At 57.2% G+C, this 25,678-nt stretch carries 23 protein-coding genes and 1 pseudogene; 9 read left to right on the plus strand and 15 right to left on the minus strand.

Annotation, left to right across the window (positions count from 1 at the left end; translation table 11 throughout):
- The 5 genes from E1180_RS22765 to E1180_RS09935 form a co-directional block, all read right to left on the minus strand.
- The coding region (locus E1180_RS22765) for a phage integrase central domain-containing protein (RefSeq protein WP_425280910.1) at positions 1 to 165 on the minus strand (165 nt) is incomplete at its 3' end.
- Between the two features lie 21 nt (positions 166 to 186).
- The gene (locus E1180_RS22440) at positions 187 to 567 is read right to left on the minus strand and encodes an Arm DNA-binding domain-containing protein (protein WP_244314026.1); all 381 of its coding nucleotides are present in this window, start codon (positions 565 to 567) and stop codon (positions 187 to 189) included.
- Positions 568 to 1,151: 584 nt separating this feature from the next.
- Positions 1,152 to 2,522 (minus strand): aspartate aminotransferase family protein, encoded by a 1,371-nt coding sequence (locus E1180_RS09925; RefSeq protein ID WP_155191027.1) that lies wholly within the window; start codon positions 2,520 to 2,522, stop codon positions 1,152 to 1,154.
- 23 nt (positions 2,523 to 2,545) lie between these two features.
- Positions 2,546 to 4,027: an NAD-dependent succinate-semialdehyde dehydrogenase gene (locus tag E1180_RS09930; RefSeq protein WP_208997053.1), complete on the minus strand. Its 1,482-nt coding sequence runs from the start codon at positions 4,025 to 4,027 to the stop codon at positions 2,546 to 2,548.
- Positions 4,028 to 4,117: 90 nt separating this feature from the next.
- The gene (locus E1180_RS09935; RefSeq protein ID WP_244314027.1) at positions 4,118 to 4,681 is read right to left on the minus strand and encodes an Lrp/AsnC family transcriptional regulator; all 564 of its coding nucleotides are present in this window, start codon (positions 4,679 to 4,681) and stop codon (positions 4,118 to 4,120) included.
- 21 nt (positions 4,682 to 4,702) lie between these two features.
- Between E1180_RS09935 and ehuR the strand changes: the two genes are divergently transcribed.
- From ehuR to doeB, 5 genes and pseudogenes are all read left to right on the plus strand, one after another.
- Entirely contained in the window at positions 4,703 to 6,088 is a 1,386-nt protein-coding gene (gene ehuR, locus E1180_RS09940; protein ID WP_155191028.1) for a MocR-like ectoine utilization transcription factor EhuR, read from the plus strand.
- Positions 6,089 to 6,238: 150 nt separating this feature from the next.
- Positions 6,239 to 7,239, plus strand: a pseudogene (gene eutB / locus E1180_RS09945) (hydroxyectoine utilization dehydratase EutB).
- 3 nt (positions 7,240 to 7,242) lie between these two features.
- Complete coding sequence (locus tag E1180_RS09950) at positions 7,243 to 8,235, plus strand: cyclodeaminase (protein ID WP_155191029.1); 993 nt, start codon at positions 7,243 to 7,245, stop codon at positions 8,233 to 8,235.
- A 16-nt stretch (positions 8,236 to 8,251) separates the two neighbouring features.
- Entirely contained in the window at positions 8,252 to 9,439 is a 1,188-nt protein-coding gene (gene doeA / locus E1180_RS09955) for an ectoine hydrolase DoeA (RefSeq protein ID WP_155191030.1), read from the plus strand.
- Positions 9,440 to 9,441: 2 nt separating this feature from the next.
- Positions 9,442 to 10,431, plus strand: coding sequence for a N(2)-acetyl-L-2,4-diaminobutanoate deacetylase DoeB (doeB, locus tag E1180_RS09960; protein WP_155191031.1), 990 nt, complete (start codon positions 9,442 to 9,444; stop codon positions 10,429 to 10,431).
- 140 nt (positions 10,432 to 10,571) lie between these two features.
- Here doeB and E1180_RS09965 read toward each other — a convergent pair whose 3' ends face one another.
- Both E1180_RS09965 and E1180_RS09970 read right to left on the minus strand, forming a co-directional pair.
- The gene (locus E1180_RS09965) at positions 10,572 to 12,827 is read right to left on the minus strand and encodes a hypothetical protein (RefSeq protein ID WP_155191032.1); all 2,256 of its coding nucleotides are present in this window, start codon (positions 12,825 to 12,827) and stop codon (positions 10,572 to 10,574) included.
- 354 nt (positions 12,828 to 13,181) lie between these two features.
- Positions 13,182 to 13,592, minus strand: coding sequence for a putative quinol monooxygenase (locus tag E1180_RS09970; protein WP_244314028.1), 411 nt, complete (start codon positions 13,590 to 13,592; stop codon positions 13,182 to 13,184).
- Between E1180_RS09970 and E1180_RS09975 the strand changes: the two genes are divergently transcribed.
- Both E1180_RS09975 and E1180_RS09980 read left to right on the plus strand, forming a co-directional pair.
- A complete protein-coding gene (locus E1180_RS09975) occupies positions 13,576 to 14,463 on the plus strand; it encodes a LysR family transcriptional regulator (protein WP_155191033.1) in 888 nt (295 codons plus the stop codon). The two genes, E1180_RS09970 and E1180_RS09975, sit on opposite strands and share 17 nt — an antisense overlap.
- A 590-nt stretch (positions 14,464 to 15,053) precedes the next feature.
- Positions 15,054 to 16,616: a cation:proton antiporter domain-containing protein gene (locus E1180_RS09980; RefSeq protein ID WP_155191034.1), complete on the plus strand. Its 1,563-nt coding sequence runs from the start codon at positions 15,054 to 15,056 to the stop codon at positions 16,614 to 16,616.
- Positions 16,617 to 16,725: 109 nt separating this feature from the next.
- On the opposite strand, the gene E1180_RS09985 is transcribed toward E1180_RS09980, so the two are convergent.
- The 8 genes from E1180_RS09985 to E1180_RS10020 form a co-directional block, all read right to left on the minus strand.
- Positions 16,726 to 17,832: an isocitrate/isopropylmalate dehydrogenase family protein gene (locus tag E1180_RS09985; RefSeq protein WP_155191035.1), complete on the minus strand. Its 1,107-nt coding sequence runs from the start codon at positions 17,830 to 17,832 to the stop codon at positions 16,726 to 16,728.
- Between the two features lie 12 nt (positions 17,833 to 17,844).
- Entirely contained in the window at positions 17,845 to 18,492 is a 648-nt protein-coding gene (gene otnC / locus E1180_RS09990) for a 3-oxo-tetronate 4-phosphate decarboxylase (protein ID WP_155191036.1), read from the minus strand.
- A complete protein-coding gene (gene otnK / locus E1180_RS09995; protein WP_155191037.1) occupies positions 18,489 to 19,721 on the minus strand; it encodes a 3-oxo-tetronate kinase in 1,233 nt (410 codons plus the stop codon). The genes otnC and otnK overlap by 4 nt, the downstream gene beginning before the upstream one ends.
- Entirely contained in the window at positions 19,718 to 20,515 is a 798-nt protein-coding gene (locus E1180_RS10000; RefSeq protein WP_155191038.1) for an N-acyl homoserine lactonase family protein, read from the minus strand. The genes otnK and E1180_RS10000 overlap by 4 nt, the downstream gene beginning before the upstream one ends.
- Positions 20,512 to 20,802, minus strand: a complete 291-nt coding sequence (locus E1180_RS10005; protein WP_283404634.1) for a putative quinol monooxygenase — start codon at positions 20,800 to 20,802, stop codon at positions 20,512 to 20,514. The genes E1180_RS10000 and E1180_RS10005 overlap by 4 nt, the downstream gene beginning before the upstream one ends.
- Positions 20,803 to 20,817: 15 nt before the next feature.
- On the minus strand, positions 20,818 to 22,101 hold the full coding sequence (locus tag E1180_RS10010) for a TRAP transporter large permease (protein ID WP_155191039.1): 1,284 nt from the start codon (positions 22,099 to 22,101) through the stop codon (positions 20,818 to 20,820).
- Positions 22,098 to 22,628 carry a TRAP transporter small permease gene (locus E1180_RS10015; protein ID WP_155191040.1) on the minus strand — a complete coding sequence of 177 codons (531 nt, stop codon included), beginning with the start codon at positions 22,626 to 22,628 and terminating at the stop codon, positions 22,098 to 22,100. Before E1180_RS10015 ends, E1180_RS10010 begins: the two co-directional genes overlap by 4 nt.
- A 79-nt stretch (positions 22,629 to 22,707) precedes the next feature.
- On the minus strand, positions 22,708 to 23,721 hold the full coding sequence (locus E1180_RS10020; RefSeq protein WP_155191041.1) for a TRAP transporter substrate-binding protein: 1,014 nt from the start codon (positions 23,719 to 23,721) through the stop codon (positions 22,708 to 22,710).
- A gap of 183 nt (positions 23,722 to 23,904) precedes the next feature.
- Here E1180_RS10020 and E1180_RS10025 point away from each other — a divergent pair, with 183 nt between their 5' ends.
- Together E1180_RS10025 and E1180_RS10030 are read left to right on the plus strand one after the other, a co-directional pair.
- On the plus strand, positions 23,905 to 24,942 hold the full coding sequence (locus tag E1180_RS10025) for a Gfo/Idh/MocA family protein (protein WP_155191042.1): 1,038 nt from the start codon (positions 23,905 to 23,907) through the stop codon (positions 24,940 to 24,942).
- Positions 24,935 to 25,609, plus strand: a complete 675-nt coding sequence (locus E1180_RS10030) for a GntR family transcriptional regulator (protein WP_155191043.1) — start codon at positions 24,935 to 24,937, stop codon at positions 25,607 to 25,609. Before E1180_RS10025 ends, E1180_RS10030 begins: the two co-directional genes overlap by 8 nt.
- Positions 25,610 to 25,678: the final 69 nt, after the last annotated feature.

Below are 25,678 nucleotides of genomic sequence, written 5' to 3' on the forward strand. Positions count from 1 at the left end.
TGCCATGATGTAACCATGCGCAGCACACCAGTTCATCACGGCATCGCACCGCTGTTTGACACGTGAGGCCGTTTCCGGCTTTTCCAGCCAGATCGGTTTCAGCGCGCCGGCGAAATCCGCAGGAGACAGGTTGGATACCTGAATACTGCCGATCGACGGAAACACGTATTGCTCCAGCGTGTTAATTCACTGGTTGGAGTGTTTTTCATTTCGAAATCCCGCCTTCAGGTCCTCGTGAACCTTGCGCGCTGCCTCTGCAAATGTCGGCAAAGACATCTTGCGCTGCTCGGTTTCCAAAAGCCTATCTCGTTCATTCAGTGGGTCCTTGCCGTTCTCCAACAACCGCCGCGCCTGAAGGCCTTTGTCTCGAGCTTCCTTCAGCAGGACGGCCGGATAGCTCCCAAGCCCCATGTCGCGACGCTTGCCGGTTTCAGGCGACACAAACCGGAATACCCACTTTGCCTTGCCGACTGACTTTCCGGGAAAGAGATAGAGCCCTTGAACAACCCCATCAGAGACCGGCTTGTCGCCAGGCTTGATCTTCCTGGCCTTGGCATCTGTCAGCAATCGCCTGTCTCCCAACGCGTCGTGGCCGAAACAATTTAGCCCATCATCCAGACCATCACACGGCGCGATATTTGCTGCCTCATGATGATAGAGATAGAAACGAAAAGGAAACGCGGAAGGTCAATTAGTTGTTGAATTATAATGCTATAACCATAGTGCGTGAAATCGATTGATCGAGATTGAGACTCAAATATAAGCGGACTTTCTCTCCGCCATATTTGCTAACTACGAATCTGCAGGATGTGGCGCTTCGCTTCTTGATCACTAGACCTTTCGGCCGGATCACACCGAGCAAGCCGCGTTTCCGGTTTAAAGCTGTGTTTTCAACACCAGGCAACGACCACTCAGACCCAAAACATCTCGCTGGCCGTGAAAGCGCTTTTTTCTCCAATCACAAACTGAGTTTCGTTGACATTCGAGCGCATACGCACGGCAATTACCCCGGGAAAGACTGTTTGAGCCTTCAGCACAGGCCGGCCTCTTGTCAACCGTTGCATATGGGAAGTGACAGCCTCTACTTGGAATGTGGGGTGCCGGTTGGCAGGCCGGGGCGGGAGCCGGAGGTCCAGCTCCCGCCAAAGGCCTTAGCCGAGCACGGTCGTGACCGCATTTTTGACGGCTGCGGCGATGATGTCGGCTTCTTCCTTGGTCAGGCAAAGCGGGGGTGCGAAGCCAAGAATGTCTCCCTGGGGCATGGCGCGAGCAATCACCCCGTTTTGAATGAGAGCTGTGGCAAGGGCCGGTCCGATCTTGCGGGACGGATCGAAGAAAGTTCTGGTCTCCCGGTCTTCAACAAACTCGGCCGCGATCAGCAGGCCTTCGCCGCGGATTTCACCGACACTCGGATGATCGCCAATTGCCTCAGTCAGTGCCTGCTTGAGGTATGCGCCGGTCTCTCCGGCATTCGACACCAGCCCCAGGCTGTCTACGAGCTTCAGATTGGCAATGGCGGCCGCCGCGCCAATCGGGTGCGCGGAGTAGGTCCAGCCATGGCCAATCGGGCCCGTTTCATCGGTTCCCTTCATTAGCACGTCCCAGACCCGGTTTGAAATGATCGATCCGGACAGCGGCGCGTACGCCGAGGTAAGCCCCTTGGCGATCGTGATGATATCGGCCTCGATCCCATAATGACCGGATCCGAACATGGATCCCAGGCGGCCAAAGCCTGTCACGACCTCGTCCGCGATCAGCAGAATATCGTGCTTTTTCAAGATGGGCTGGATGGCGTCCCAGTAACCGGCCGACGGCGGCACGAGACCACCGGTGCCCATAGCCGGCTCACCGATAAAGGCTGCAATCGTATCGGCGCCCTCTCGCGCGATCAGGGCTTCCAGTTCCGCAGCACAATGGGCAACGAAATCGGCTTCGCTCATGTTCACGTCCGGACGCCGGAAGTAATAGGGCGCTTCGGTGTGCAGCACATTGTCGAAGGGAAGGTCGAACTTCTTGTGAAACAGCTCCAGCCCGGTGAGCGAGCCGGTCATCAGGCCGGAGCCATGATAACCGCGCCAGCGGGAGATGATTTTCTTCTTCTGCGGACGGCCAAGAATGTTGTTGTAGTACCAGACCAGTTTGATGTTCGTTTCGTTCGCATCGGACCCGCCGAGACCGAAATAGACCTTGGACATGTTGTCCGGTGCGCGGTCGAGGATCATTTTCGACAGGGTGATCGAAGCTTCCGTGCCGTGGCCGACATAGGCGTGATAATAAGCGAGCTTCTTCGCCTGCTCGGCAATGGCGTCTGCGATCTCCTGCCGCCCATAGCCCACGTTGACGCAGTAAAGACCTGCGAACGCATCCAGCAGTTTGTTGCCATCCCGGTCCTCGATGTGAACACCGGACGCGGTCTCGATGATCCTGTTCGGGGCCTCGCCCCTCGCATGCTGGGCAAGATGTGTCGAGGGGTGAAAGAAGTTTTCGCGATCCCACTGATCAAGCTTGTCGTTTCGGAGCATATCCGGTCCTCTTTGTGTGTTTGTTATGCCCAATCCCGGCAGACATATTTGACGTCCATAAAATCGGACATTCCCATGCGGGCACCTTCCCGGCCGAGGCCGGATTGCTTCATGCCGCCAAAGGGAATGGGCGCGCCTGTGACCTTGGTCCTGTTCACGGCGACCATGCCGAAGCGCAAGGTGCGGCTGGCCCGGTAGATCCGGCGCGGATCGCTGGTATGCACATAGGCAACCAGTCCGTATTCGGTCTCATTGGCGCGGCTCAGGGCTTCATCTTCACTGTCGAACGGGGCGATGGCCGCCACCGGCCCGAAGGTTTCCTCCCGCATGATCCGGGCTGTGCCGGGAACATCGCTCAACACTGTCGGTTCATAGAAAAGCGGACCTGCATCATGCCCTTTCCCGCCGCTGAGCAGTTTTGCTCCGGCCTCAAGCGCATCAGCTACATGGTCGTCCTGCTTGCGGATGGCCCGGCTGTTCATCAGCGGGCCAATATCGGGGTCATCCAGCCCCGGTCCGACGGTCAGCTGCCGGGTACGGGCGGCGAAGCGGTCGCAAAAAGCCTCATAGACCGGCCGTTCCACCAAAAACCGGTTCGCGCCGAGGCAATCCTGGCCGGAGGTGGCGAATTTGGCCTTGATGGCCTCCTCCACGGCAAGGTCCAGATCGCAGTCGGCAAAAACGATAAACGGCGCATGCCCGCCCAGTTCCAGCACCATGCGTTTCACCGTATCCGCGCTCTGCCGGTAGAGCAGCTTGCCGATGTCGGTTGAGCCGGTGAAGGACAGGGCCCGAACGCGGACATCTTTCATCCAGGGGCCAACGACCGCCTCCGGCGCGCCTGTTACGACATTGAAAACGCCGGCGGGGACCCCTGCCCGTTCGGCGAGTTCCGCAAGCGCCAGGCACGAAAAAGGTGTTTCGGCGGAAGGATGGATGACGACCGTGCACCCGGCGGCAAGCGCCGCCGCAGCCTTGCGCGTGACCATGGCGCTTGGGAAGTTCCAGGGGGTTATCAGCGCGGCGACCCCGAGCGGTTCCAGCCAGACTTCCACTTCCGCATCGGGCAGATGGGACGTCACGCCTTCCACATTGGGGCGTTTGGCTTCTTCTGCATAAAACTCCACGAAGGACGCGCCGTAGTCGATTTCCCCGCGCGCTTCGGAAATCGGCTTGCCCTGTTCATGGGTCATGATCTGGGCCAGATCTTCGCGGTGTTCCGTGATCAATTCGAACCAGCGCCGGAGGATCGCGGCCCGCTTCTGCGGCAGTAATGCGGCCCAGTCCGCAAAGCTCTTGTCGGCTGCCTCAACAGCGCGCGTGCTCTCGCTTGCCGAAAGGCTTGCAACCTCCCCGATCACATCCCCGGTCGCCGGATCGGTCACGGCGATCGTGCCGCCGGCTGCATTCGCGATCCATTTCCCGTCGATATAGGCAAAGGGACGAAAAAGGCGTTTGTCGTCCAAGCGAAGTGTTGCCGCAGTTTGGCGAACAGGCATTTCCATCGATCCGGTCTCCCATTTCATGACCGGATCGTATGGGCGATGGTGCGGAGGAAACGACCAAACATCGCCCGCCGAGCAGACGATTATGTGCTAATCGCCGCTGCCGTCAGCAGGTCCGTCTGGTCTTGCTCCGTCAAGCAGGAATTCTAGTGGCGGCGCACCGCGCAGTTTGACCGGTTTTGTAACCACATAGGTATAATACCGGGCGAGGCCGACCTTTCCGTCGAGCAGCGTGTCGATCAGCCTCTGATAGCTGTCGATGTCCCGTGTGATGATCTGGAGCACGTAGTCAAAGCCGCCTCCAATCGCCCAGCACGCAACAATCTCGTCATGCCGGCCCATTGACTGTTCGAAGGCCTGGAAACTCTCGGCTCTGTGGTTTTCCAGTTCGAGGGTCACGAAAACCTCGATATGCGGCGCGACGCCTTTCAAGGAGATGTCTGCGCTGTACCCGCGGATCACTCCGGCTTTTTCAAGTCGCTTGAGCCGCTCCCAAAGCGGTGTCGGAGAAAGATTGACGCGCTTTGCAAGATCCGCCTTTGACAGCCTGCCCTCACGGGACAGAATGGACAGGATTTTCAAATCGCGGTCGTCGAGTTTAAGCCCAATCATGGCGGGACCATGGGCAACAACAGGCCCCTTGTCAATTGTCATGAAAGTACGGCATGATAAACCATGACAATTTGGAACTCCGCACCGGAGAAGTTTGACCGCCCGGCTTACCGGTCCTTGGCGGATTTCATGACGGCCGCCATTAAAAGAGAAGAGCTTGCCACCGGAGACAAGCTGCCGCCGCACAGGGATCTTGCGCATATGCTTGGCTTGAGCGTGCAAACGGTCAGCCGGGCGTATGACTTGCTGATCCAGCGGGGGATGGCGAGCGGCCATGTCGGGCGCGGCACCTATGTGAGTGCCAAGCGGCTCGAGACCCAGCCGCCCTATATCCAGGCCGCTCAGGGCGATCAGCTGATTGATTTTTCGAACCTGAAGCCGGTCGGTGGCCAAATCCATGTGGACCGCATGCGCGCAACGCTCTCGGCGTTGTCGCAAGACATGACACCGTCAGCCCTGTTTTCGTTCCGGCCGGCAAACGCTCTGCGGCCCTATCTTGCGCCTGCGATTTCCTGGCTTGAAACCTGCGGACTGTCCTGCTCTCAAGAGCAAATCGTGATGACCAATGGCAGCAGCTCGGCCATGACAACAGCGCTGCTGACCGTTGCCGGGGGCGGGTTGGTGGTTTCTGACCAGACGTGCCATCACCCGCTTCTGCGTCAGTCCCAGTATCTGGGTTTCAGGCTTATGGGTCTCAACACCGATCAGGAGGGTATAACACCGGATGGACTGGAGGCCGCTTGCCGGAAGACGCAGGTCAAGGCGTTGTTCGTGCTGCCGAACGGATTGAACCCAATGGCGTTGACTATGGGCCTGGAGCGGCGCAGCCAACTTGTTGAAATTGCCCGCCGCTACGATATCGCAATCATCGAGAATGATGCCTGGGGCCCGGTGCAGGAGCACCGACTCCCGCCAATTGCTTCCCTGGCGCCGGAGCGGACTGCCTATTTCACCAGCTTCACCAAATGCCTGCTTCCCGGATTGCGCCACGGGTATCTGGTCATGCCGGACACACAGGCACAGGCGGCGGCGAACCGTCATCTGGCAACGGACTGGACCGCAACACCATTGATGGCGGATATCGCTGCGCGCTGGATTGAGGACGGGACGGCGGCCGAACTGCTGTCCTGGCAGCAGAAGACACTTGACCGGCGCAACCAGCTCGTGCGGGAGATTTTGTCTCCCATTCCGTTCAACAGCAGTTCAAACGGCCTGCATATCTGGTTGCCCCTCCCCGGTGAATGGACTGAGGATGCGTTTATCGAAACAGCGCGCCAAAAGGGGATCGTTGTCGCGCCCGGTTCTGCCTTCGCGCTTCCCGAGGCGCAAACAAAGCCTGGCATCCGGGTGTGCCTTGGAACTGCGGATGAAGACCATCTTGTGTTTGGCCTGGAGCAGCTCGCGCTGATCTGGCACAGTCGGCCGGAGCCGGGTTTCCCCGTTTTTTGATCGTTGGGTGAAACGTTCAAATTGTCATGATTTAATATTCTGATTGACCTGTAATTGTGCTTTCTTCAGTGTCGGCGAAACACGTCAGCTGGAGCGCGGCATGCTGTTACTCTTCAAATTTGAAATTACCTTTGACTTCGGGCCGCAGTGATGCCGGGGCAACAGTTTCAGCTGACCCAGTTTTCAGCGGCCAGGGAACGGATTGGAAGCGCGGTTTTGCGGACCCCAATGGTCCCCTCGCCCAGTTTGTCTGAACGGACGGGTGTGCCTGTTTTTCTGAAGATGGAGCACCACCAAACGACAGGGAGCTTCAAGCTGCGCGGGGCAACCAACGCTCTTTTGCAGCTGGATGAGGACACCCGGCGGCGCGGCGTTGTCTGTGTGTCGACCGGAAATCATGGCCGTGCTCTGGCGTTTGCCTCCAAACGATTGGGCGTTGATTGCACGATTTGCATGTCAAAGCTCGTACCGCAGAACAAGGTTGAGGCGATCAGGGAGCTTGGGGCGCAGATCGTCATTACCGGTGCCTCCCAGGATGAGGCGCAATTGGAGGCAGACCGTCTGGTCGCCGAAAACGGACTGACGCTTGTCCCGCCATTCGATCATCACGATGTCATCTGCGGTCAGGGAACGCTTGGTCTTGAAATCATGGAAGACGTTCCGGATGCGCATACAATCCTGGTTCCCTTGTCCGGCGGGGGCCTGATCGCAGGCGTTGCTGCTGCGGCCAAAGAAACAAATCCGGCAGTCAAAATCATCGGTCTGTCCATGGAGCGGGGCGCGGCCATGGCCGCGTCGCTGAAGGCGGGCCGCCCGGTCCAGGTCACCGAAGAACCGAGCCTTGCGGACTCGCTCGGCGGCGGAATTGCCTCCAAAACCAATACACCTTTCAAATTGCTCGGGACCTTGTCGACCAGGTCATTCTGTTGCCGGAGACCGAGATCGCAGAGGGCATCCGCCATGCCTATTGGCAGGAGCGGCAGGTCATCGAAGGCGGCGCCGCTGTCGGCATCGCAGCACTTTTAAATGGTGACTTGAAACCGGAGGGACCGGTTGTGATGCTTCTGTCCGGGTGCAACATCGACATGAGCCTGCATCATCGGATCATCGGCGGGGAAAACGTGGATCTGGCCGAAGAAACAAAAGGATAACAGATGCCCGAGATATCCATTTTGACAGAGACCGAGCTGCGCAAGGCGGTCCCGCTGAACATTGAAGCGATTGAGCAGATCGAACGGGCGTTTGCGGCCCTGGCAAGCGGGCAGGTCGTCATGCCGCCGATTCTCTCCATGGAGATTGCGGACTTCAACGGCGAGGTGGATGCCAAGACAGCCTATGTGCCCGGGCTTGAGAGCTTTGCGTTCAAAGTATCTCCAGGCTTTTTCGACAACCCGAAGATCGGTCTGCCAAGCAATTCGGGTTTGATGATCCTTTTTTCTGCCAAGACCGGCTTCGTCGAAGCCGTGATGCTCGACAATGGCTACCTGACGGAGGTCCGGACAGCCGCCGCAGGGGCCGTTGCCGCCAAACACCTTGCAGTAAAAGAGGCATCGCGGGCTTGCATTGTCGGGGCCGGTCTCCAGGCAAGACTGCAATTGCAGGCCCTGTGCCTCGTTCGTCCGATCACGCATGCGCAGATTTGGGCGCGTGTTGGCGGAAAGGGAACTGCGGCCGCAGCAGAACTGTCCGCGCTTCTGGGGATAGAGGTCACAGCTGCGGACGATCTGTCACAGGCGGTCCGTGAAGCCGATGTCATCGTCACCACGACGCCAAGCACACAGCCCTTGATTTCAGCGGACTGGCTACGCCCCGGCCAGCATGTCACTGCCATGGGGTCGGACCAGCACACCAAAAACGAACTGGACCCTGAATGCCTCAAGCGGGCCGATCTTTATGTTCCCGACCGGCAATCGCAGACCGAATTGATGGGAGAGCTGCGGGCGGCTCTGGCGGCCGGCGCTGTCCCATCCGGGACGGTCTTTAGTGAACTCGGAGACATCGTTTCGGGCAAGGCCAAGGGCCGCACGTCGGATGCCGAGATTACGATCTGTGACCTGACCGGCACGGGTGTTCAGGACACAGCAATTGCGACCTTCGCGCGGGCGCAAGCGCTGAAGGTCAACGCCGGCACAAAAATCAACGCCTGACGAGAGGACGGCCAGCATGCATGACGTGACCCTTCGATTTTCAAGAGATGAATATGACCAGCGGGTCGCCAAAACGCGGAAGGCGATGGACGCGGCAGGCCTGGATCTGCTGATCGTTTCCGACCCTTCCAACATGAACTGGCTGACCGGCTATGACGGATGGTCGTTTTACGTGCACCAGGCGGTTCTTGTTGGGCTGGATGGAGACCCCATCTGGTTTGGCCGCGGACAGGATGCAAATGGCGCGCTGCGCACGTGTTTCATGCATCCGGACAATATTATCGGCTATCCCGATCACTATGTTCAGTCATTCGAACGACACCCCATGGAAGTCCTCTCCGCCCTGATCGAAGAAAGGGGTGTGGGTGCGGTACGCATCGGCGTGGAGATGGACAATTATTACTTCTCGGCGGCCGCTTTCGCGTGTTTGCAGAAGCATCTGCCCAATGCCCGTTTCCAGGATGCTACTGCGCTGGTGAACTGGCAGCGGGCCGTCAAGTCATCACGTGAGTTGGACTATATGCGCCTTGCCGGTCGCAAGGTGGAAAAAATCCACCAGCGGATCCTGGAAAAGGCCGAGCCGGGCCTGCGCAAAAGCGATCTTGTGTCTGAAATCTATGATGCCACTTTGAGGTATAATCCGGATATCGGCGCTGGCGGTGACTATCCCGCGATTGTCCCGCTGGTACCCTCCGGCAGCGATGCGGCTGCCCCGCACTTAACCTGGGACGACCAGCCTATGCGGGTTGACGAGGGAACGTTCTTCGAAGTCGCCGGTGTGCACAACCGGTATCACTGCCCGCTCTCTCGCACGCTGTATCTTGGCACGCCTCCGCAAAAGTTTCTGGATGCGGAACAGGCCGTGCTGGAAGGCCTGGAAGCCGGTCTGGAAGTCGCCAAGGCGGGGAACCTTTGCGAGGACATTGCCCATGCCTTTTTCAAGGTTTTGAAGCGCCATGGCATCACGAAAGACAACCGGACCGGATACCCAATCGGCCTGTCTTATCCGCCGGACTGGGGGGAGCGGACCATGTCCTTGCGCAGCGGTGATACGACCGTGCTTGAGGAGAACATGACCTTTCACTTCATGACCGGGCTCTGGATGGACGACTGGGGCTTTGAAATCACCGAAAGCATCGTGATCGGCCAGACCGGTCCGGAATGTCTTGCCAATGTTCCACGCAAACTTTTTGTGAAGGACTAGCAATGGCGGAGAACCCGATCAGCCCCACCGTTCCGTTTGACCGGGACGGGACGCATCATGGTTTCCTGCGCCTTCCCTATAGCCGGGATGATTCCGCCTGGGGCTCGGTGATGATCCCGATCACTGTCATCCGCAACGGGGACGGCCCGACCGCGCTATTGACCGGCGGTAACCACGGCGACGAATATGAAGGCCCGGTTGCCCTGCAGAACCTGGCGCTGACCCTAACGCCAGAAGACATCAGAGGGCGGGTCATCATCGTGCCCGCGTTCAACTATCCGGCTTTCGAAGCCGGGACGCGCACCTCACCGATCGACAAGGGAAACTTGAACCGGTCGTTTCCCGGGAGGCCGGACGGCACGGTCACGCAAAAGATCGCCCATTATTTCGACAGTGTTCTCATTCCGATGGCCGATATCGTTCTGGATTTTCATTCCGGCGGCAAAACCCTCGATTTCGTTCCTTTTGCCTCGGCCCATGTTCTGGAGAACAAGGCCCAGCAGGCGGCCTGCGTAGCCGCAGTTGAAGCGTTCAACGCACCCTATACGGCGATCATGCTCGAGATTGACAATGCCGGCATGTATGACACCGCCGTTGAAACCAAGGGCAAGGTATTCGTGACAACCGAACTTGGCGGCGGGGGCACGGCAACGGCCCGCTCAATCGCCATTGCCAAAAAGGGCGTCCACAATGTCCTGTGTCATGCCGGTATCTTGCAGGGTGAGTTGGAGCGCCATCCGACGGTCATGCTCGACATGCCGGACGAGCGCTGTTTCGTGTTCTGCGAAACCGGCGGCATGATCGAACCGGTCGTTGACCTTGGCGAAGACATCATCGAAGGCGACCTGCTCGCAAAGGTCTGGCCTATGGGGAGCACGGGCCGTAAGCCATCCGAATACCGGGCCAAGCGCCCCGGTATTTTGATGGCCCGGCATCTTCCAGGATTGATCAAACCGGGGGACTGCCTCGCCGTAGTTGCAACCGTTGTTTAGCCGTCTTAATAGATAGAAATCTAAATGGCCTACTGGTTTTGTAAACGGCGCCTCGGACTACCATTCTAACCAGACGGGCGTGCCGTGCGGGTTCGAGCGCTGACAGGGTTTGTTCCACCCCGTCAGCGCCACGCTCCGCATCAAAAAATGAACGGGTCTTCAGCTACGAACTGTTCGGATGTTTCGATAGTGTCATCGACATTCACCAGGAACGCGTCCTTGGTTTCCTTCACTCTCACGGACACGTAGGTGTCTCCATCAAAGTCATGAACCTTGATTTTCAGCTGGCTCATGCTGTCAATACCGAGAGAAGACCCGAATTTAATTGTATCAACGCCAAGCTGAAAGTCTTCGATCACATCGAGGGCTCTGACATCCCACCCGACATCCCGCAGGTTGATCAGGTCCGGCCCATAGAAGACGAACTGATCCTTGCCCCAGCCGCCGTAGAGCGTGTCAGCGCCAGGTCCCCCGACAAGGGTGTCTGCCCCCTGATCGCCGTAGAGCGTGTCATCCCCAATATGTCCGCGCAAGATGTCCTTTCCGCGCCCGCCGGTCAGCACATCCGCGCCGTTCCAGCCGGACAGATCGTCATTGCCGTCCAGACCGTTCATGATGTCGGGATCATCGGTCCCATAGAGCTTATCGTCGTTCTCTGTCCCATCGATGATGTAGGTCGACGGGTCGAACTCGCCCTCATTCAGGTGAATGCGGTCAATGCCGGCCTGCCGCGACCGGCCCGAGAGTTCAAGGATATAGGTTTCGCCTGCGACCAGATCGTCGAACCGGGCCGGGGCAAAGCTGTGGTTGGATTCGAACGTCGTGCCCCAAAGGAACTGCTCTGAGTTGCCGGAGAAGAAAACCTTGGTGTGATCCTGCAGGACCTCGCCGTCCGCGGTTTTTAAACGGAAGAAGAAGTCGTTGTTCCGGTCATGGTTTTCGCCGGTGTCTGGCTTCCAGCCCCGGTAGGACATGTAATAGTCGCCGTCCACATCAACGGTGAACTTGAACGAAACGGTATCCTGCGGCTGATTGAAGGAATCTGTCGGGCTGTCCCAGATCAACAGTCCGTCCCCTGTGGATCCGTCCACGTCACTGAGCGCCCAATTGCCCGTCAGCTCGGCCGTTTCCGCCTCGATCACGACGTTCCCGTTCTTGCCGATGCTGACGCCATCGAGGATGGGCGATGCGATTTCGTCATTGGGCGTGTAGGCAGCGGGATCTGACAGGTACTCCTCAACATCGGCCGGTGTGCCGTCATCTTCGCCGGTGAGTGCATAAAACAGCATGCCCGCGTCCGAAGGGTCGTTCGGCTTTCCGGCATCCACCCCTTCATCGGCCAGATACATGATGGCACGGGCATCCTGGTAGAGTGGTTCGCCGGTCTCATCGAGCCAGGACCAGCTTTGATTGTAAAAACCGCGGAAGTTGTTGTTACCGCCATTCTGGTCGGCAATCTCAATGAAGTTCACTTCCGGAAATTCAATGCGGATGTCCGCCCAGGAATGGGTTTCCGTCAGACCCGGATAGCTGGGATTGTCGATATCAGTGGCGTCCTGGTTCCAGGTGGAATGGGACAGCAGCGTGACATTGGCAAGGTTCGCCGGATCCGCTTGCTCCAGCGCCCGGTAGGTGGCGTCCATCGGCCCGCCTTCAAGGATCAGGACGGACTGGCCGGAATTGATCATTGAAACGAGGCGTGCCGTCGTTCCGTCGATGTCCTCCTGATAGTTGTAGGAGCTGATGCCGAGGGAGCGTGCGAAAGCGCCGCCGGCGTCAAGAGCCTCAAGACGGCCGTCTTCATTCGCCTGGCTCAGGTTGTTGCCGTAAAAAAAGCTGGTCTTGTCCTCGATACCGGCGGCATCCGCGAGCAGGGCCGCAATTGGCAGCGCTGCGATGTCGTCCGGATCGTTGTTGTTGCCGTCGAAGTGGAAGACGATTTGATCAAACTGGCTGGCCAAAACGTCGGCGGCGAGCGGCGGTGCTGGCTGCTCCGGGTCCTGCCGGATCGCGAGTTCAACGTGGAATGTGTCGAGAACGGCGCCGGTCTTGTTCCGGCCCTCGTAAATCGTCACGCTCATATCCTGAAGCGCGGCGGACAGGTCCAGGACCCCTTCGCCATAATCGCCCAGCATGTTGTCGCCGAAGAGCATGAAAGGCGGATAGTTTTCCACGCGGGTGGTGTCCCCAAGCGTGAGCTCGACACTGCCGACCGACCCTTCAGGATCTGTCAGTTGGGCGCCGATCGTGATGCTGCGTCCGGCGAGATCTGCGTGCGGGATGACATCACCCGGTCCGAAATAGGTGATGATCTCATCAGTTTGAGCGTCAGCGATGAAAAACGTCAGCAGGCCAAGACCTGGTTTGGTGACGGTGGAGGCGGTCAGGAAATCCATGGCGGTCTTGCCTTTTGACGGAGTAAGTACCCCGCTATTTCACCGGGTTCCCGCTTGTGTGGGCCTGACCTATGTGACCGCCTGTGGATGACCGCAAGCGCGCCGGTATGATGTCAAGCGTGCAAAATCTGCCATCTTTGCATCGCTGGCTGCAGAAAACGGTCGCTGTAGCTTCTCAGGCTCGCCGATCTCGCACAGTTCGAACCCACGCGAGCAGGACCTGCGCGTTGATTAAGCGCACCGAATTCGTCAGCACAAACCCGGTTTCCTGATCACGTGAGGGTCAGTCATTGGCACCGCCATGGCTGCCCCCTGGGAGAAAACGTGTGCTGTCCTGCGCGCTAGATCTACGTGTTATTCGATCTCCGTCATCTCGTTTAGGGTGAACTGCGCAACCGCCCCATCGGTTGCCAACATGTAGGCCGAAAGATGCGGAGCGTTCATGTGGTCTTGCCACAATGCGCGGCTCTCCCAGTTTTCGTAGAACATGAAATGCGCCGGGTTTTCGTTGTCTTGGTGAAGATCATAATTGATACAGCCTTTTTCCGCGCGCGTGATAGAGAGCAATTTCAGCAGTTCAGCTTTGACAAGGTCGATCTTGTCCTCTTTAGCGTGGATATTGGCGACAATGGTTAGCTTGGTCATGGTGGCATCTTTCGGTGTTTGAAGTTGATGAGTGAGAACTAACCACTTGCTGTGACCGGATAAACGGCGCATCATCGAAAATATAATCCGGAAAAAACGTTTAATGCTGATCGATAACATTCGGCTTTTCCAGACCATCGCCCAGAAAGGCAGTCTTGTTGCCGCTGCGCGAGAAGTTGGGCTTTCGGCCACGACCGTGTCGGAACGGCTTGCAGCTTTGGAAGCGTATTATGGAGTCGTCCTCCTTAATCGTACGACACGAACACTCAGCCTGACGGATGAGGGACGGACCTTGCTCGACGGAGCAAAGTCGGTTCTGGCCGAGATCGAAGACCTCGATACACGCATCCGGCATGGTGCTGGTATGCTAACAGGGCCTATCCGCATCAGCGCTCCCATGGACCTCGGACGCGGCCTCGTCTCTGACATTATTGAACGCTTCGGCCAAGATCATCCAGAAATTTCGGTCGAACTGGCCTTGTCGGACGCCTATGTCGATATCGTCGGCCTTGGATTTGATCTTGCCCTTAGGTTCGGTGAGATCACCGATAGCTCCCTTCGCACGCGAACGGTCGGCCGCTATCGACGAATCGTTTGTGCGGCTCCCTCCTACTTGAACGAACACGGGACGCCGCGCGTGCCGGAAGATCTGGCAAACCACAACTGTCTGATCATGCGGTTCGGGTCGAGCCTTGACAATGTCTGGCTTTTTGGAACCGGGGCATCCACGCAAAAGATCACGGTGCGCGGCGATAGAGTGGTCAACGATGGCCACCTTGTGCGGCGCTGGGCCCTGGCGGGGCACGGCATTACGCAAAAATCCGAAATTGATGTTGGTCCAGACTTGCGGGCAGGCCGGCTGGTGGCCGTGCTCGAAGACTATTCTGCACCACCGACCCCATTGCAGATCATGTTCCCACCCGGTCGTGCGCAGCCCCGCCGAGTTGGCGCCTTTGCAAATGCTCTTCGGGCTGGATTCAGGAGTTCTTAAAATCAGGATACTTACTAAAAAGCGTAGAGGCGGCTGGCCCAGGATAACATCAAGTGTTGCCCTAACACTCTCCCCCTATGGTGCTGCGCGCCTTCCGCAAATGGAACACCATTGGGAAACATCCGACCTTAGTCCCGTCCGCCACTCCATTTTCTGACGTCTACATCGCGGCATACATTGGCCCAATGGTGTGATTGAATACTGACGGTTTCGCTCATTGCCCTTCCAGGTATAAATTGAAGCCAATGCTCCCATGGCTTCAATTTTTTCGAGTTCCGGGATGACTGTGTTTCCCGTGATCCCAAACATAGATGACTATAAATCTCATTTGAAATTCACCTAATACGGTGCTCAGAAATGTGAACCTCTATCGAGATGAGAATTCCTCAAGATGTCTGGCAACCTTGGCCGGCTACGAGGTACACGCCAACGAGCCGCCTCCGCCGCAGCACATCCCATCACGTTATTCAAAATTTGGTTTTGAACACACCGGCGGTGTGCAGATAAAGTTTTAGGAAAATTCAAGCATACCAAGAGACAACTCTGGGACAGCAGCCCGCCCGGGCGGGAAAACAGCATGTGAGACAAAAATGCATTTTGAAGTCTTCGCAATCGGAACTGCCTTCTTGTTCGGACTTGCAGTACGGCAGGTCGGTCTGCCGCCTCTGGTGGGTTTCCTGGCTGCGGGATTTTTCATCAACATAATCGGCCCAAGATTCGGATTGCCCGCCGAGACAGGCCCGATCCTGGAATACATTGCAAATCTCGGTGTCCTGATGTTGTTGTTCACCATCGGGCTCAAGCTGAAGCTTCGGCAAATTGCCGAACCGCAGGTCATCGGCGGCGCTTTGATCCATTTTGGCGTATCGATTGTGTTGTTCACGCCGATTATCAGGCTGCTCTTTACGTCCGACTGGATGAGCGCCTTGCTGGTCGGGATCGCCCTCGGGTTTTCTTCAACGGTCTTGTCGGCAAAAATTCTGGAAGCCAAACGCGAACTCGGCACGTTCCATGGCCGGACGGCCATCGGCATTCTCATTGTGCAGGATATCATTGCCCTTGTTGTCCTGGCGATTTTTGCCGGCAAACTGCCCGGCCCGTGGGCCCTTTTGATCTTTGCAACACCTTTGCTCAGACCTGTTCTTTTCAAGCTGCTCGATCTGGCCGGTCACGACGAAGTTTTGCTGTTAACCGGTATGATGCTGAGCCTGGTCATTGGCGGTGTCGGGTTTGAGATCATCGGCTTGAAAGGTGAAATTGGCGCCCTGGTGATGGGCCTACTGCTGTCGAGCCACCCACGTGCAGGCGAGTTGTCGAACTCCCTATGGGCGCTCAAGGAAGTGTTCCTGATCGGCTTTTTTCTCTCAATCGGCATGTCGGGACTGCCCGACTGGAATTCGATCGGCTTCGCGCTGGTTCTCGGCGTCCTGTTGCCGCTCAAAGGCGTATTGTTTTTCTTCATCCTGCTTGCGTTCAAGCTCCGCGCGCGTACGTCGTTTGTCACCGCGTTGTCGCTCACCGCGTATAGCGAGTTCGGCTTGATCGTTGCCGCGGGCATTCCCGCAGCACAGGACTATCTCGTGCCTCTGGCAATTGCGGTGTCTGTTTCGTTTCTCATTGCAGCACCGCTTAACAGGTTCGCTCATCCGATTTTCGAACGGTACGAAAAACAACTGCAGCGGTTCGAACTGTCGACCCGTCATCCGGACGAGCAACCAACAGACCTTGGCGATGCCAATGTCCTGGTGTTTGGGATGGGCCGGACCGGAACAGCCGCCTATAAAGCTTTGGTGCAAAGGGGTCGCCGGCCTATTGGCCTGGACGCTGATGTCTACAAGGTCGAGGCACACACCAAGGCCGGGCGGAACGTGATCTTCGCCGATGCGGAGGACAGCAACTTTTGGAACAGCGTGGATTTGACGGGCATTTCGGCCGCGGTTCTTGCCATGGACGATCTCGAAGCCAAGCTGATTGCTGCGCGAAGACTAAGGGGCGGTGGCTTTTCGGGTACGATTGTCAGCCATGCGCTGCACGCCAATCACGTCGAGCAAATAACTGAAGCCGGCGCTGATCAAACCTACCTGACCATGCAGGAAGCCGGTCAGAGCCTTGCCATCCATGCAATTGAATCCACACACTTTGAGAAAGCATGACTCTCAAGCCTTACCGATCATGACGCGCTGGCGATGGCCGGTTTCACGGCCTATCAGTTGAGGGTGTACAGGCACCTTCGAAACTAACAGCCCTGTATAGACCGGCGGGCTATTGCGCCGCGACCTGGCTGCGCTGGGCGACTCTTTCGGCAACGGTCCGGGCAATCGCTTTTGTTCCCATATCTCCGCCAAACTCAAACGGCCGCAAGAGATTTTCCTGAAAACCGGTTTCAACGGATTGGTTGATCAGATCGGCGGCATCGGAAAGCGCAGGCTGCCCGAGTTTGCTGGCAAGATAATCCAGCATCAAGGCCCCACTCAGGATCGCTGCCAGCGGATTTGCCTTGTCTTGCCCCATGATATCCGGGGCGCTGCCGTGCGCCGGTTGGAACAGGCCGGTGTCATCTCCAATCTCGGCGCAGGCCGCCATGCCCATACCGCCCACAAGACCGCCTGCCAGGTCGGACAAGATGTCCCCGAACATGTTTTCAGTCACCAGGACATCAAACTCCCAGGGTTTGCGCACGAGATCGAGCGCCTGAGCGTCCACATAGTTGTAGCTGACAGGTACATCAGTGTTGTCTGCCCTGACCTCATCGAAAATCTGACGGAAGAAGGCTAGCGAGGTGAACACATTGGCCTTGTCAACGCATGTCAATTTGCCCGATGTGCCCTTGTTCCGGCGCTTGCGGGCCAGATCAAACGCGAACTGGTGGAGTTTGGTGGTGGTCTTTCGGGTAATGCGGAGTATGTCCTGCACCTCGTCGTCGTTGACGACCAGCGAGCGTTTATGGGCAGCAGCCGAGTAAAAAAGCCCTTCCGTGGACTCCCGCAAGATAATGAGGTCGATCCCAGCCGCTCTTGGATCGGCCAGCCGCTGGGGCGCATTGGGATAGGCTTTGACCGGGCGAACCCCGGCGTATAGACCAAAGCGGTCCCGCAATCTTAAGTGCGGGGAGATTTCCGTTCCGTCTTCATGGCGTATCGAGGGCAGACCGATTGCGCCCAGGAATATCGCATCGGCGGTTTCAGCGCGCTCCTCACCACCTGGCTCGATATCGCGTCCCGTCTCGTGAAAATAACCGGCACCTGCTTGGATCTCATCATAATGAGGCATCGATTGCCCCGTTTTATGAAGCGCCGCCTCAATCACCTTGAGAGCTGCGTCTGCGACATCAACGCCAATACCGTCCCCTTTGATGAGCGCAATTTTCATGAGTGCAGTTCCTTAGGTCCAATCAACATCAAATCTCGTGACAATTTGGGCTATCTGATCCGTGTTCAGAGCGTTCGCAGCCACGCCGCGCAGCAGGAGCGCGAGCCGGGCGGTTGCCTCCAGCTCTTCCATTGCATATACGGCCGCTTCAAGATCCTTTCCCGCAACGACCGGCCCATGATTGGCGAGCAGCACCGCAGACCGTTTGCCCGCCAGACCACGGACAGCGTTGCCCATCGCCGGATCGCCGGGCACGAAGAACGGCAGCAGCTGAACCTTGCCGAGTTGCATGATCCCGTAAGCCGTCAACGGCGGCAAAACATTGTCAGGATCAATGTCAGGGAACAGCGACAAGGCGACTGAATGACATGCATGCAAGTGAACAACCGCCCCTGTCGCTGCGCGGGTCTCGTAGAATGCAGCATGCAAAGGCATTTCCTTGGTCGGGTTGTCACCGGACAGCAGCTCGCCCGTCCCCGACAAATGACTGATCCGGCCCGGATCCAGAAACCCCATGGAAGACCCGGTCGGCGTCACCAAGAGAGTTCCGTCATCCAGCCGCATGGAGATGTTTCCGGTCGATCCATGCGTGAGACCGCGATCAAAGATCGATTTGGCCATCATGGCTATCTGTTCACGGGCCTTGGAAACGTTCGTCATGCGCCAGTCTCCAAAACCGACAGCGCTTTTTCGAAGAAGTCGGGACCACCGAAATTTCCTGACTTGAGTGCCAGGGCAAGCGGCCGGCCACCGACCTTCAATGCCGGAACGCCGGCTGCGATGCGAGGTCCAACTTCCAAGGTCGTTGCCGCGACGCCGGAGACAACGGCTCCAGACGTCTCCCCGCCGGCAACTACAATACGTTCAACACCGGTATTGGAAAGAGCCGCCGCCAGGTTGGCAAAAAGTGTTTCAATCGCCTCCGAACTCACCTCTTTGCCAAATGCCTCTTGAGAGGCTTTGACGGAGCTCGGATCAGCCGATGAGTAGATGAGAGGCGCCACGTCCTGTTTGACAGTCCATTCCACCAGCTCTTGCAGCGACAATCTTTTTTCAACAACGTCTTCGATCTTGATTTCCCGGCTTGGCGCAACCTGCCTATAGCGTTCCACTTGCCCACGCGTTGCAACAGAACAGGACCCTGAAAGCACAACGGCTTTCCCTCCGGCACCGGCCCATTCCTGGCTCTGCGGTGTGAACCCGAAATTCTGAGGCAGCCCAAGCGCTATTCCAGATCCGCCGGTCACGAGACGCCGCCCCTTTGCGGCCGCTCCAATGGCGATGAGATCGCCGTAGTCAATCGCGTCGATCACAACCATACGGTCAGACGCAGTTTCGATATGACTGGCAATGGCGGCGGCGCCCCTTGATACGGTTTGGTGGGGCACATGCGCGATTTGCCAGGATGTTTGCCGTGCCAGCACGCGCCGGATATCCGGATCCTTCATGGGCGTGAGCGGGTGGTTTTGCATACCGCTTTCGTTCAAAAGCCGGTCGCCGACGAAAAGATGTCCCTGAAACACCATCCGCCCGTTTTCGGGGAAGGCAGGGCAGACAATGACCGAACGCTCGCCAAGCCGCTTGGCCAGTGCAGCCGTGACCGGCCCGATGTTTCCGTCATCAGTGGAATCGAATGTCGAACAAATCTTGAAGACAATCTGCGAGCAGCCTTGGGCCAACAGCCAGTCGCAGGCTGCCAAGGACTGCTGCACTGCGTCGTCAACTGCCACCGTTCGTGTCTTCAGGCTGACAACACCGGCTTCGCTTCTATCCGCAATAGTGGTTTCGGGAACGCCAACAAATTGCTTGGTCGGCATGCCCGCTTCCGACAAAGTCAGTGCGATGTCTGAGGCACCGGTAAAGTCGTCTGCAACGACACCGAGCTTCATGTGCCGATCTCCTGCAAAGGCCCGTGATCCAGGCGGACAACATGGTCCGGGCCGGAGACCGGAAAATAGGTCCGGACCAGCGGGTCATGACCCGGCACGACCAGATTGTCAGAGCTTGCCAGCCAACGGATCCGCTGGAAACCGTCGAGCATATCCTCCAGATCAACAACAATCGGAAAGGGTTTTGCGCGGAGAAAATTCTCGTAGTAATGCGACGCGTCGGAGGCAAGGCATAACCAGCCCGCGCTCGTGAGCACCCGCACGGCTTGCAGTCCTTTACTATGCCCGCCGATCCGGTGAACAGTCACACCCTCTGCAACTTGGCCATCTCCGTTGTGAAACACGACGCGGCCGGAATAGAGCCGCTGAACAGCTTCGCAGATATGATCTCCCGTGAACGGGGCCTGCAGAACCGGATGGCACATGCAAGGGCCGGTTGCATAGGCCATTTCAGCGGCCTGCAAGTGGATCGTTGCGGCGGGAAAATGCTTTAGCCCACCGGCATGGTCATAGTGAAGATGCGTGACGATAATCGTCGATATGCCGTCAGGCGAAATCCCGAGCGGCGCCAATGCGTCCCGCGGATCCTGGAGAACGGGCCGTCCACGTCTTTGCCCTTCATCATGATCGTAACCGGTGTCGACAAGAATGGTCTCGCTTCCGCGGCGAAGGACCCACACGAAGTAGTCCATGTGATGCGGCTGGTCGTGATTGTCGTCGAACAGGAAGCTGTCCCGGCGTGTCCGGGTGTTTCGCTCCGCGTATTTGATCGCAAAGACTTCCCACGGCGTCATTGAGCGACCTTCCTGTATGTTTTCACGGACTTGTCTGCGACCATGCCTGCAATCTTGCGATCAAAGGCTAGAAAATGCTCCGTCTCCAGATGCACCTGGAACGCGGCTGCATCGTCATAGATCTCATAAAGGAACACCTCCTCCGGCCGGTCCGGGTCGGTGCAGACATCAAACTGCCTGCAACCTGGCTCTTCCCTGAGCGAAGCCTCGGCGTTTTCGGTCATCAGAGGCAAAAACACCTTTTTCTGTCCCGGCTTTAACTGGAACGTGACAGTCACCACAAACACAACACCCTCCCCAACCTACCTGAACAGCCCGACCATACCCATCGTGAAGATCGGGAAGTAGGTCACGAGCATGAGCGCGAATAGAGCTGCAATATATAGATGCAACATTCGGCGGGCGATCGAAAGGACGCCAACTCCGGAGATACGGGAAGCGACGTAGAGCGTTGCTCCAACCGGAGGTGTGAACAAGCCCACCGCAACATTGCAGGTCATGATCACGCCAAGATGGACTGGGTCGACACCAAAAATCTTGGCGGTCGGCAAGAACAACGGAGCGGTCAGGAGGATCGCAGGTACCGGATCCAGGACCAGACCGAGGACAAGCAAGACAATATTGACCAGGAGCAGGAACATCCACGGTCCGGTTGAAAACTCCTGCACGAACCCAACCAGGATTTGTGGCATCTGTTCGAGTGTAATCAGCCAGCCAAGAACCGTCGTTGCCCCGATCACCACCATCACGACAGAGCTGGTCACGAAGGAATCAATGAGAAGGCGCGGCAGGTCCCGGATATGGAAATCGCGATAGACAAGTGTCGTGACCAGAAGACCGTAAATTACCGCCAGCGCCGCAGATTCCGTGGGTGTGACCCAGCCCGTAAAAATGCCTCCAAGGATCAGGATCGGCATCAACAAGGCGGGCGCCGTGCCGATAAACGAGGATGTCAGCTCCTTGAATGTTGTCGTTCTACCGCCCGGGTCGCAATTGGTGGTCTTGCCCACATAGTAGCAAACACCCATGAAAAACGCGCCAAACAGGATACCTGGTACCATGCCGCCAATAAACAGGTCGGCCACGGAGACGTTGCCAACAAAGCCGTAAATCAGCATGGGAATAGAAGGGGGAATGATAATCCCGATCGTACCGGCTGCTGCGACCAGTCCGGCGGCAAAGGCCTTGTTGTAGCCTTCACGGGACATGTTCTTGATCATGACGGAACCGATGGCCGCAGAATCTGCAATCGCAGATCCTGAAATTCCTCCGAAGATCATCGATGCTCCGACAACAACCATGCCCAGACCGCCAGCCATGAAGCCGAAGGCGGCCCTTGCAAAACCTATGATCCGGAGGCCGACGCCGCCCCGGCTCATCATTTCGCCCGCGACGATGAACAGCGGGATCGCAAGAAAGTGGTTTGGCTCGACGCCCCCGATGAAGTTCAGGAACAAGGCTTGAAGCGGGTATCCGAGATCAAACACAAAAATCGGAAGGACTGCTGTGATCAGAATCGCCCAGACGAGCGGAATTCCCAAGAAGACGGTCGTGAGGAAAACCGCGACAACAAAAAGCAAGATCATAGGAGCGCCTCACCACCGTCGGAGTGAGTAGACTTCGGAATGACCGGGTTCCGGATATCGAACACCATGTTGAACAGGTGGAAAATCAGGCTCAGGGTCATGCCGACCGGCATGGAGGCGTAAAGGAGCCCCACAGGCCAGTACAGAACGGTCGTCTTTTGCGCCCAGGTATGGAGCGAGATGTTGAAGCCCGTGTAGATGAGGCTGATCAGCAGCGCCGCGATGATGGCGTCAATGATAATCGACAGGCCGCGTTGCACCAGGCGCGGCAGCAGGCTTTCGACGATTTCCGTCACCCGCATATGCGCCCCGCGGGCAATCGCCGCCGCGCAACCGATAAATGTGCTCCACAACAAGAGGAAACTGGTCACTTCAAGCGACCAGGCGAGGTCAAATCCTGCAAAGCCACGCAGGAATGCATTGCAAAAGACAAGCGAAACGATTGCCAGACCGGCAAGAGCAAGACACACGTCAACGAGATGGCTGAGCAACCGCAGTGCCGCCGGATAATGATCACGGTAATCCAAGGCTTTAACTTTCGAAAAAGTGCCGGAACCTCCACCGGTGAGATGTCAGGCTCCGGCTCAGTAACGCCCAAATGCTCGATCAGTTTTGGGCTGGGAGGGCCTCGCGGATCGCCGCCGCGTCGGCGAGGATCTTGTCGACGGCTTCGTCGCCGTAAACATCTTTGGCCTTGGCATAGACGGACTGGACAGCCTCACGGAACGGGCCGATCTTCGGAACACTGACAACAGCGCCTTCTTCCTGCATTTCCAACAACTGGCTGTCGACGGAACTTTGAACCAGGTTACGGCTGAAAGCCGCGGATTCGGCGGCTGCTTTCAAAACGGCAGCCTGATCTTCTTCCGAAAAGGATTGCCAGGTCTTTTCCGCGATCGTCAGCGGAAGCGGGCTGTAAACATGACGCGTCAACGTGATGTTGGGCGCGACTTCGTAGAAACGAAGGGATCTGATGGTGTCGACCGGATTTTCTTGCCCGTTGACGATGCCTTGCTGGATCGCAAGGTAAACATCCGTGATTGGCATGACGACGGTTTGGAAACCGATTGCTTCCATGGACCACCGGATCATGTCGTTCGGGAAAACCCGCATTTTCATTGATTTTGCATCCTCAGGGGATCTCAGCGGTTCGTTGGTTGTGAAACTGCGGAAACCGGCTTCCCAGGTCGACAACACCCGGAAACCTTTTTCCGGCAGTTCTTCGAATTCGCCTTGGAGCCATTCCGAATTGTCATAGAGTTCCCAGCCCTGCTCATACGTGTCTACGAGGAAGGGCATGGCGGTGAGGTTCAATGACGGAAGGTGCGTTGCATAGCTTCCAGTGGCCGACACCGTAAAATCGATCCCCCCCAATTGCAGAAGCTCAATCGCCTTAGGGTCATTCGCCAACTGACCTGATGGGAATACCTGCACTTCGTAGCGGCCATCAGTGTATTCGGCGACCTTTTCGGCAAACAGTTCAGCCGCCGCCTGGCGGGATCCCCCCGGGTTGTCTGTGTGGCTGAAACGGAGCGTTTCCGCGGCAAACGCCCCGCTTACTCCAACTGCAAGAAAAGCAACGCCCGCAAAGAGGCGTCCTAGAAGTTTTTTGTCCAGCATTTCGGTTTCCTCCCACGGCCCCTCCACAGGCCGTATTGGTTTGCACATTGATTTGCGTATACGCTATTCAATCCCTTGTCAACGCTGCTCGTGTGCACTATCAAAAATCCATGCAATCGGATCGGGATGCGGCCATTGCGGGAAACCAATCCGATGCTGGCGTCAGATCGCGAGGGAGATAGAATGAAAAACGGAGCGCAGACCTTGCGGGTTGCTTGCCTGGGCGCAGGCTATTTTGCGCAGTTTCACTATGATGCCTGGCGCCGGAATGACCGTATTAAGCTGGTGGGCGCCTGTGATCGGGATCAGGAAAAAGCAAAGGCAACGGGGCTTGCAGCATTTTCCTCATTGGACACCATGTTGAAAATGGCTCGTCCGGATCTTCTGGATGTGATTACACCGCCACATACGCATCTTGAAGCGATCACACTGGCCATTGCCAATGGTGTCCGCATCATCATCTGTCAGAAACCGTTTTGCGGCTCACTCGCCGAGGCCAAAGAAGCGGTGAAAAGGACCGACGAGGCTGGCGCTACACTTGTCATCCATGAAAATTTCCGGTTCCAGCCATGGTACCGAACATTCAAGCAAGCGATTGACAGCGGACTGTTGGGCAATGTCCTGCAACTCACGTTCCGTCTTCGGACGGGAGACGGTCAAGGCCCGGACGCATATTTGGACCGTCAGCCCTACTTCCAGACAATGCCCAAATTGCTCATTCACGAAACTGGAGTTCACTGGATTGACACCTTCCGGTACCTGCTGGGTGACCCCGAAGCCGTCTATGCTGACCTTCGCCGCCTCAATCCGGTGATAGAAGGTGAAGATGCGGGCTATTTCGTATTTGATTACAAAAACGGTGTCAGGGCTCTCTTTGACGGGAACAGGTTGCTCGATCACGCCGCAGACAACTGCCGGACAACCCTTGGCGAAGCAATCGTTGAAGGCACCGAGGGGACATTGACACTCTGCGGGGACGGAAGCGTACGGCTACGCAATTTCGGCAGCCTGAAGGAGAGCACTCTTTTGGAAGCAAAGACCTGGCAAGGGTTTGGCGGCGATTGCGTGAAAGCGCTGATAGATCACGTCGTGGACGGGGTCCTTGATGGCAAACCCTTGGAAAACCGGGCTAGGGACTACCTGCGGGTGATTGCGATCGAGCGCGCGATTTACGAATCTGATCGGGTGGGGCGGAAAATTTGGGAATTTGCCGATGCTTGACCCGTCAAAACCGAAGACAATCACAACGCAGGCCATGGAAAAAATCCGGCAACTGATTTTTGACGGCGAGCTTGCAGCCGGATCGGATCATCTGGAAAGCGAATTGGCAGGCCTCCTCGGCATGTCACGGACCCCTGTGCGGGAGGCCACGCTGCTGCTGGCCCAGCAGGGCCTTCTGGAAGTGCGGCCACGCAAAGGCGTCCGCATTGCCTCGCTTTCCTTAACGGATATGGAGGAAATCTATGCGGTTCTGACCGAACTTGAGAGCCTGGCCGCAGAAGAAGCCGCCCGGAAGGGATACTCCGAAAAGGATCTTGCCGCGCTAAAGTCTTCAATTGAGGCGATGGACACGGCACTGGAGCGTGAGGACAGGGACGCCTGGGCGAAGGCAGATGATGCATTCCACACCGAGCTTGTTCGCCTTGGTGGGAACTCGAGAATTCAAAACATCGTCGCCATGATGGCGAACCAGGTCCGCCGGGCCAGGGCCATGACCCTTTACATCCGTCCGCTGCCAATCAAGTCGAACCAGGACCATAGAGTGGTTTACGAAGCAATCCGGACCGGCGACTGCACCCATGCGCGCGAGCAGCACCGCACGCACAGGCAACATGCCCGCGAGGTTCTGATTGAGCTTTTGAAGAAACATCGCCTCTTTCAGCTCTAGGGAATTTGTGGGGCTCTAAATATTGACCTGATGACCTGGGCACCTAAGCTTTAGAAGCAGTGAAAATTG

Source organism: Roseibium denhamense, from assembly GCF_009711415.1.
GTDB lineage: Bacteria > Pseudomonadota > Alphaproteobacteria > Rhizobiales > Stappiaceae > Roseibium > Roseibium denhamense.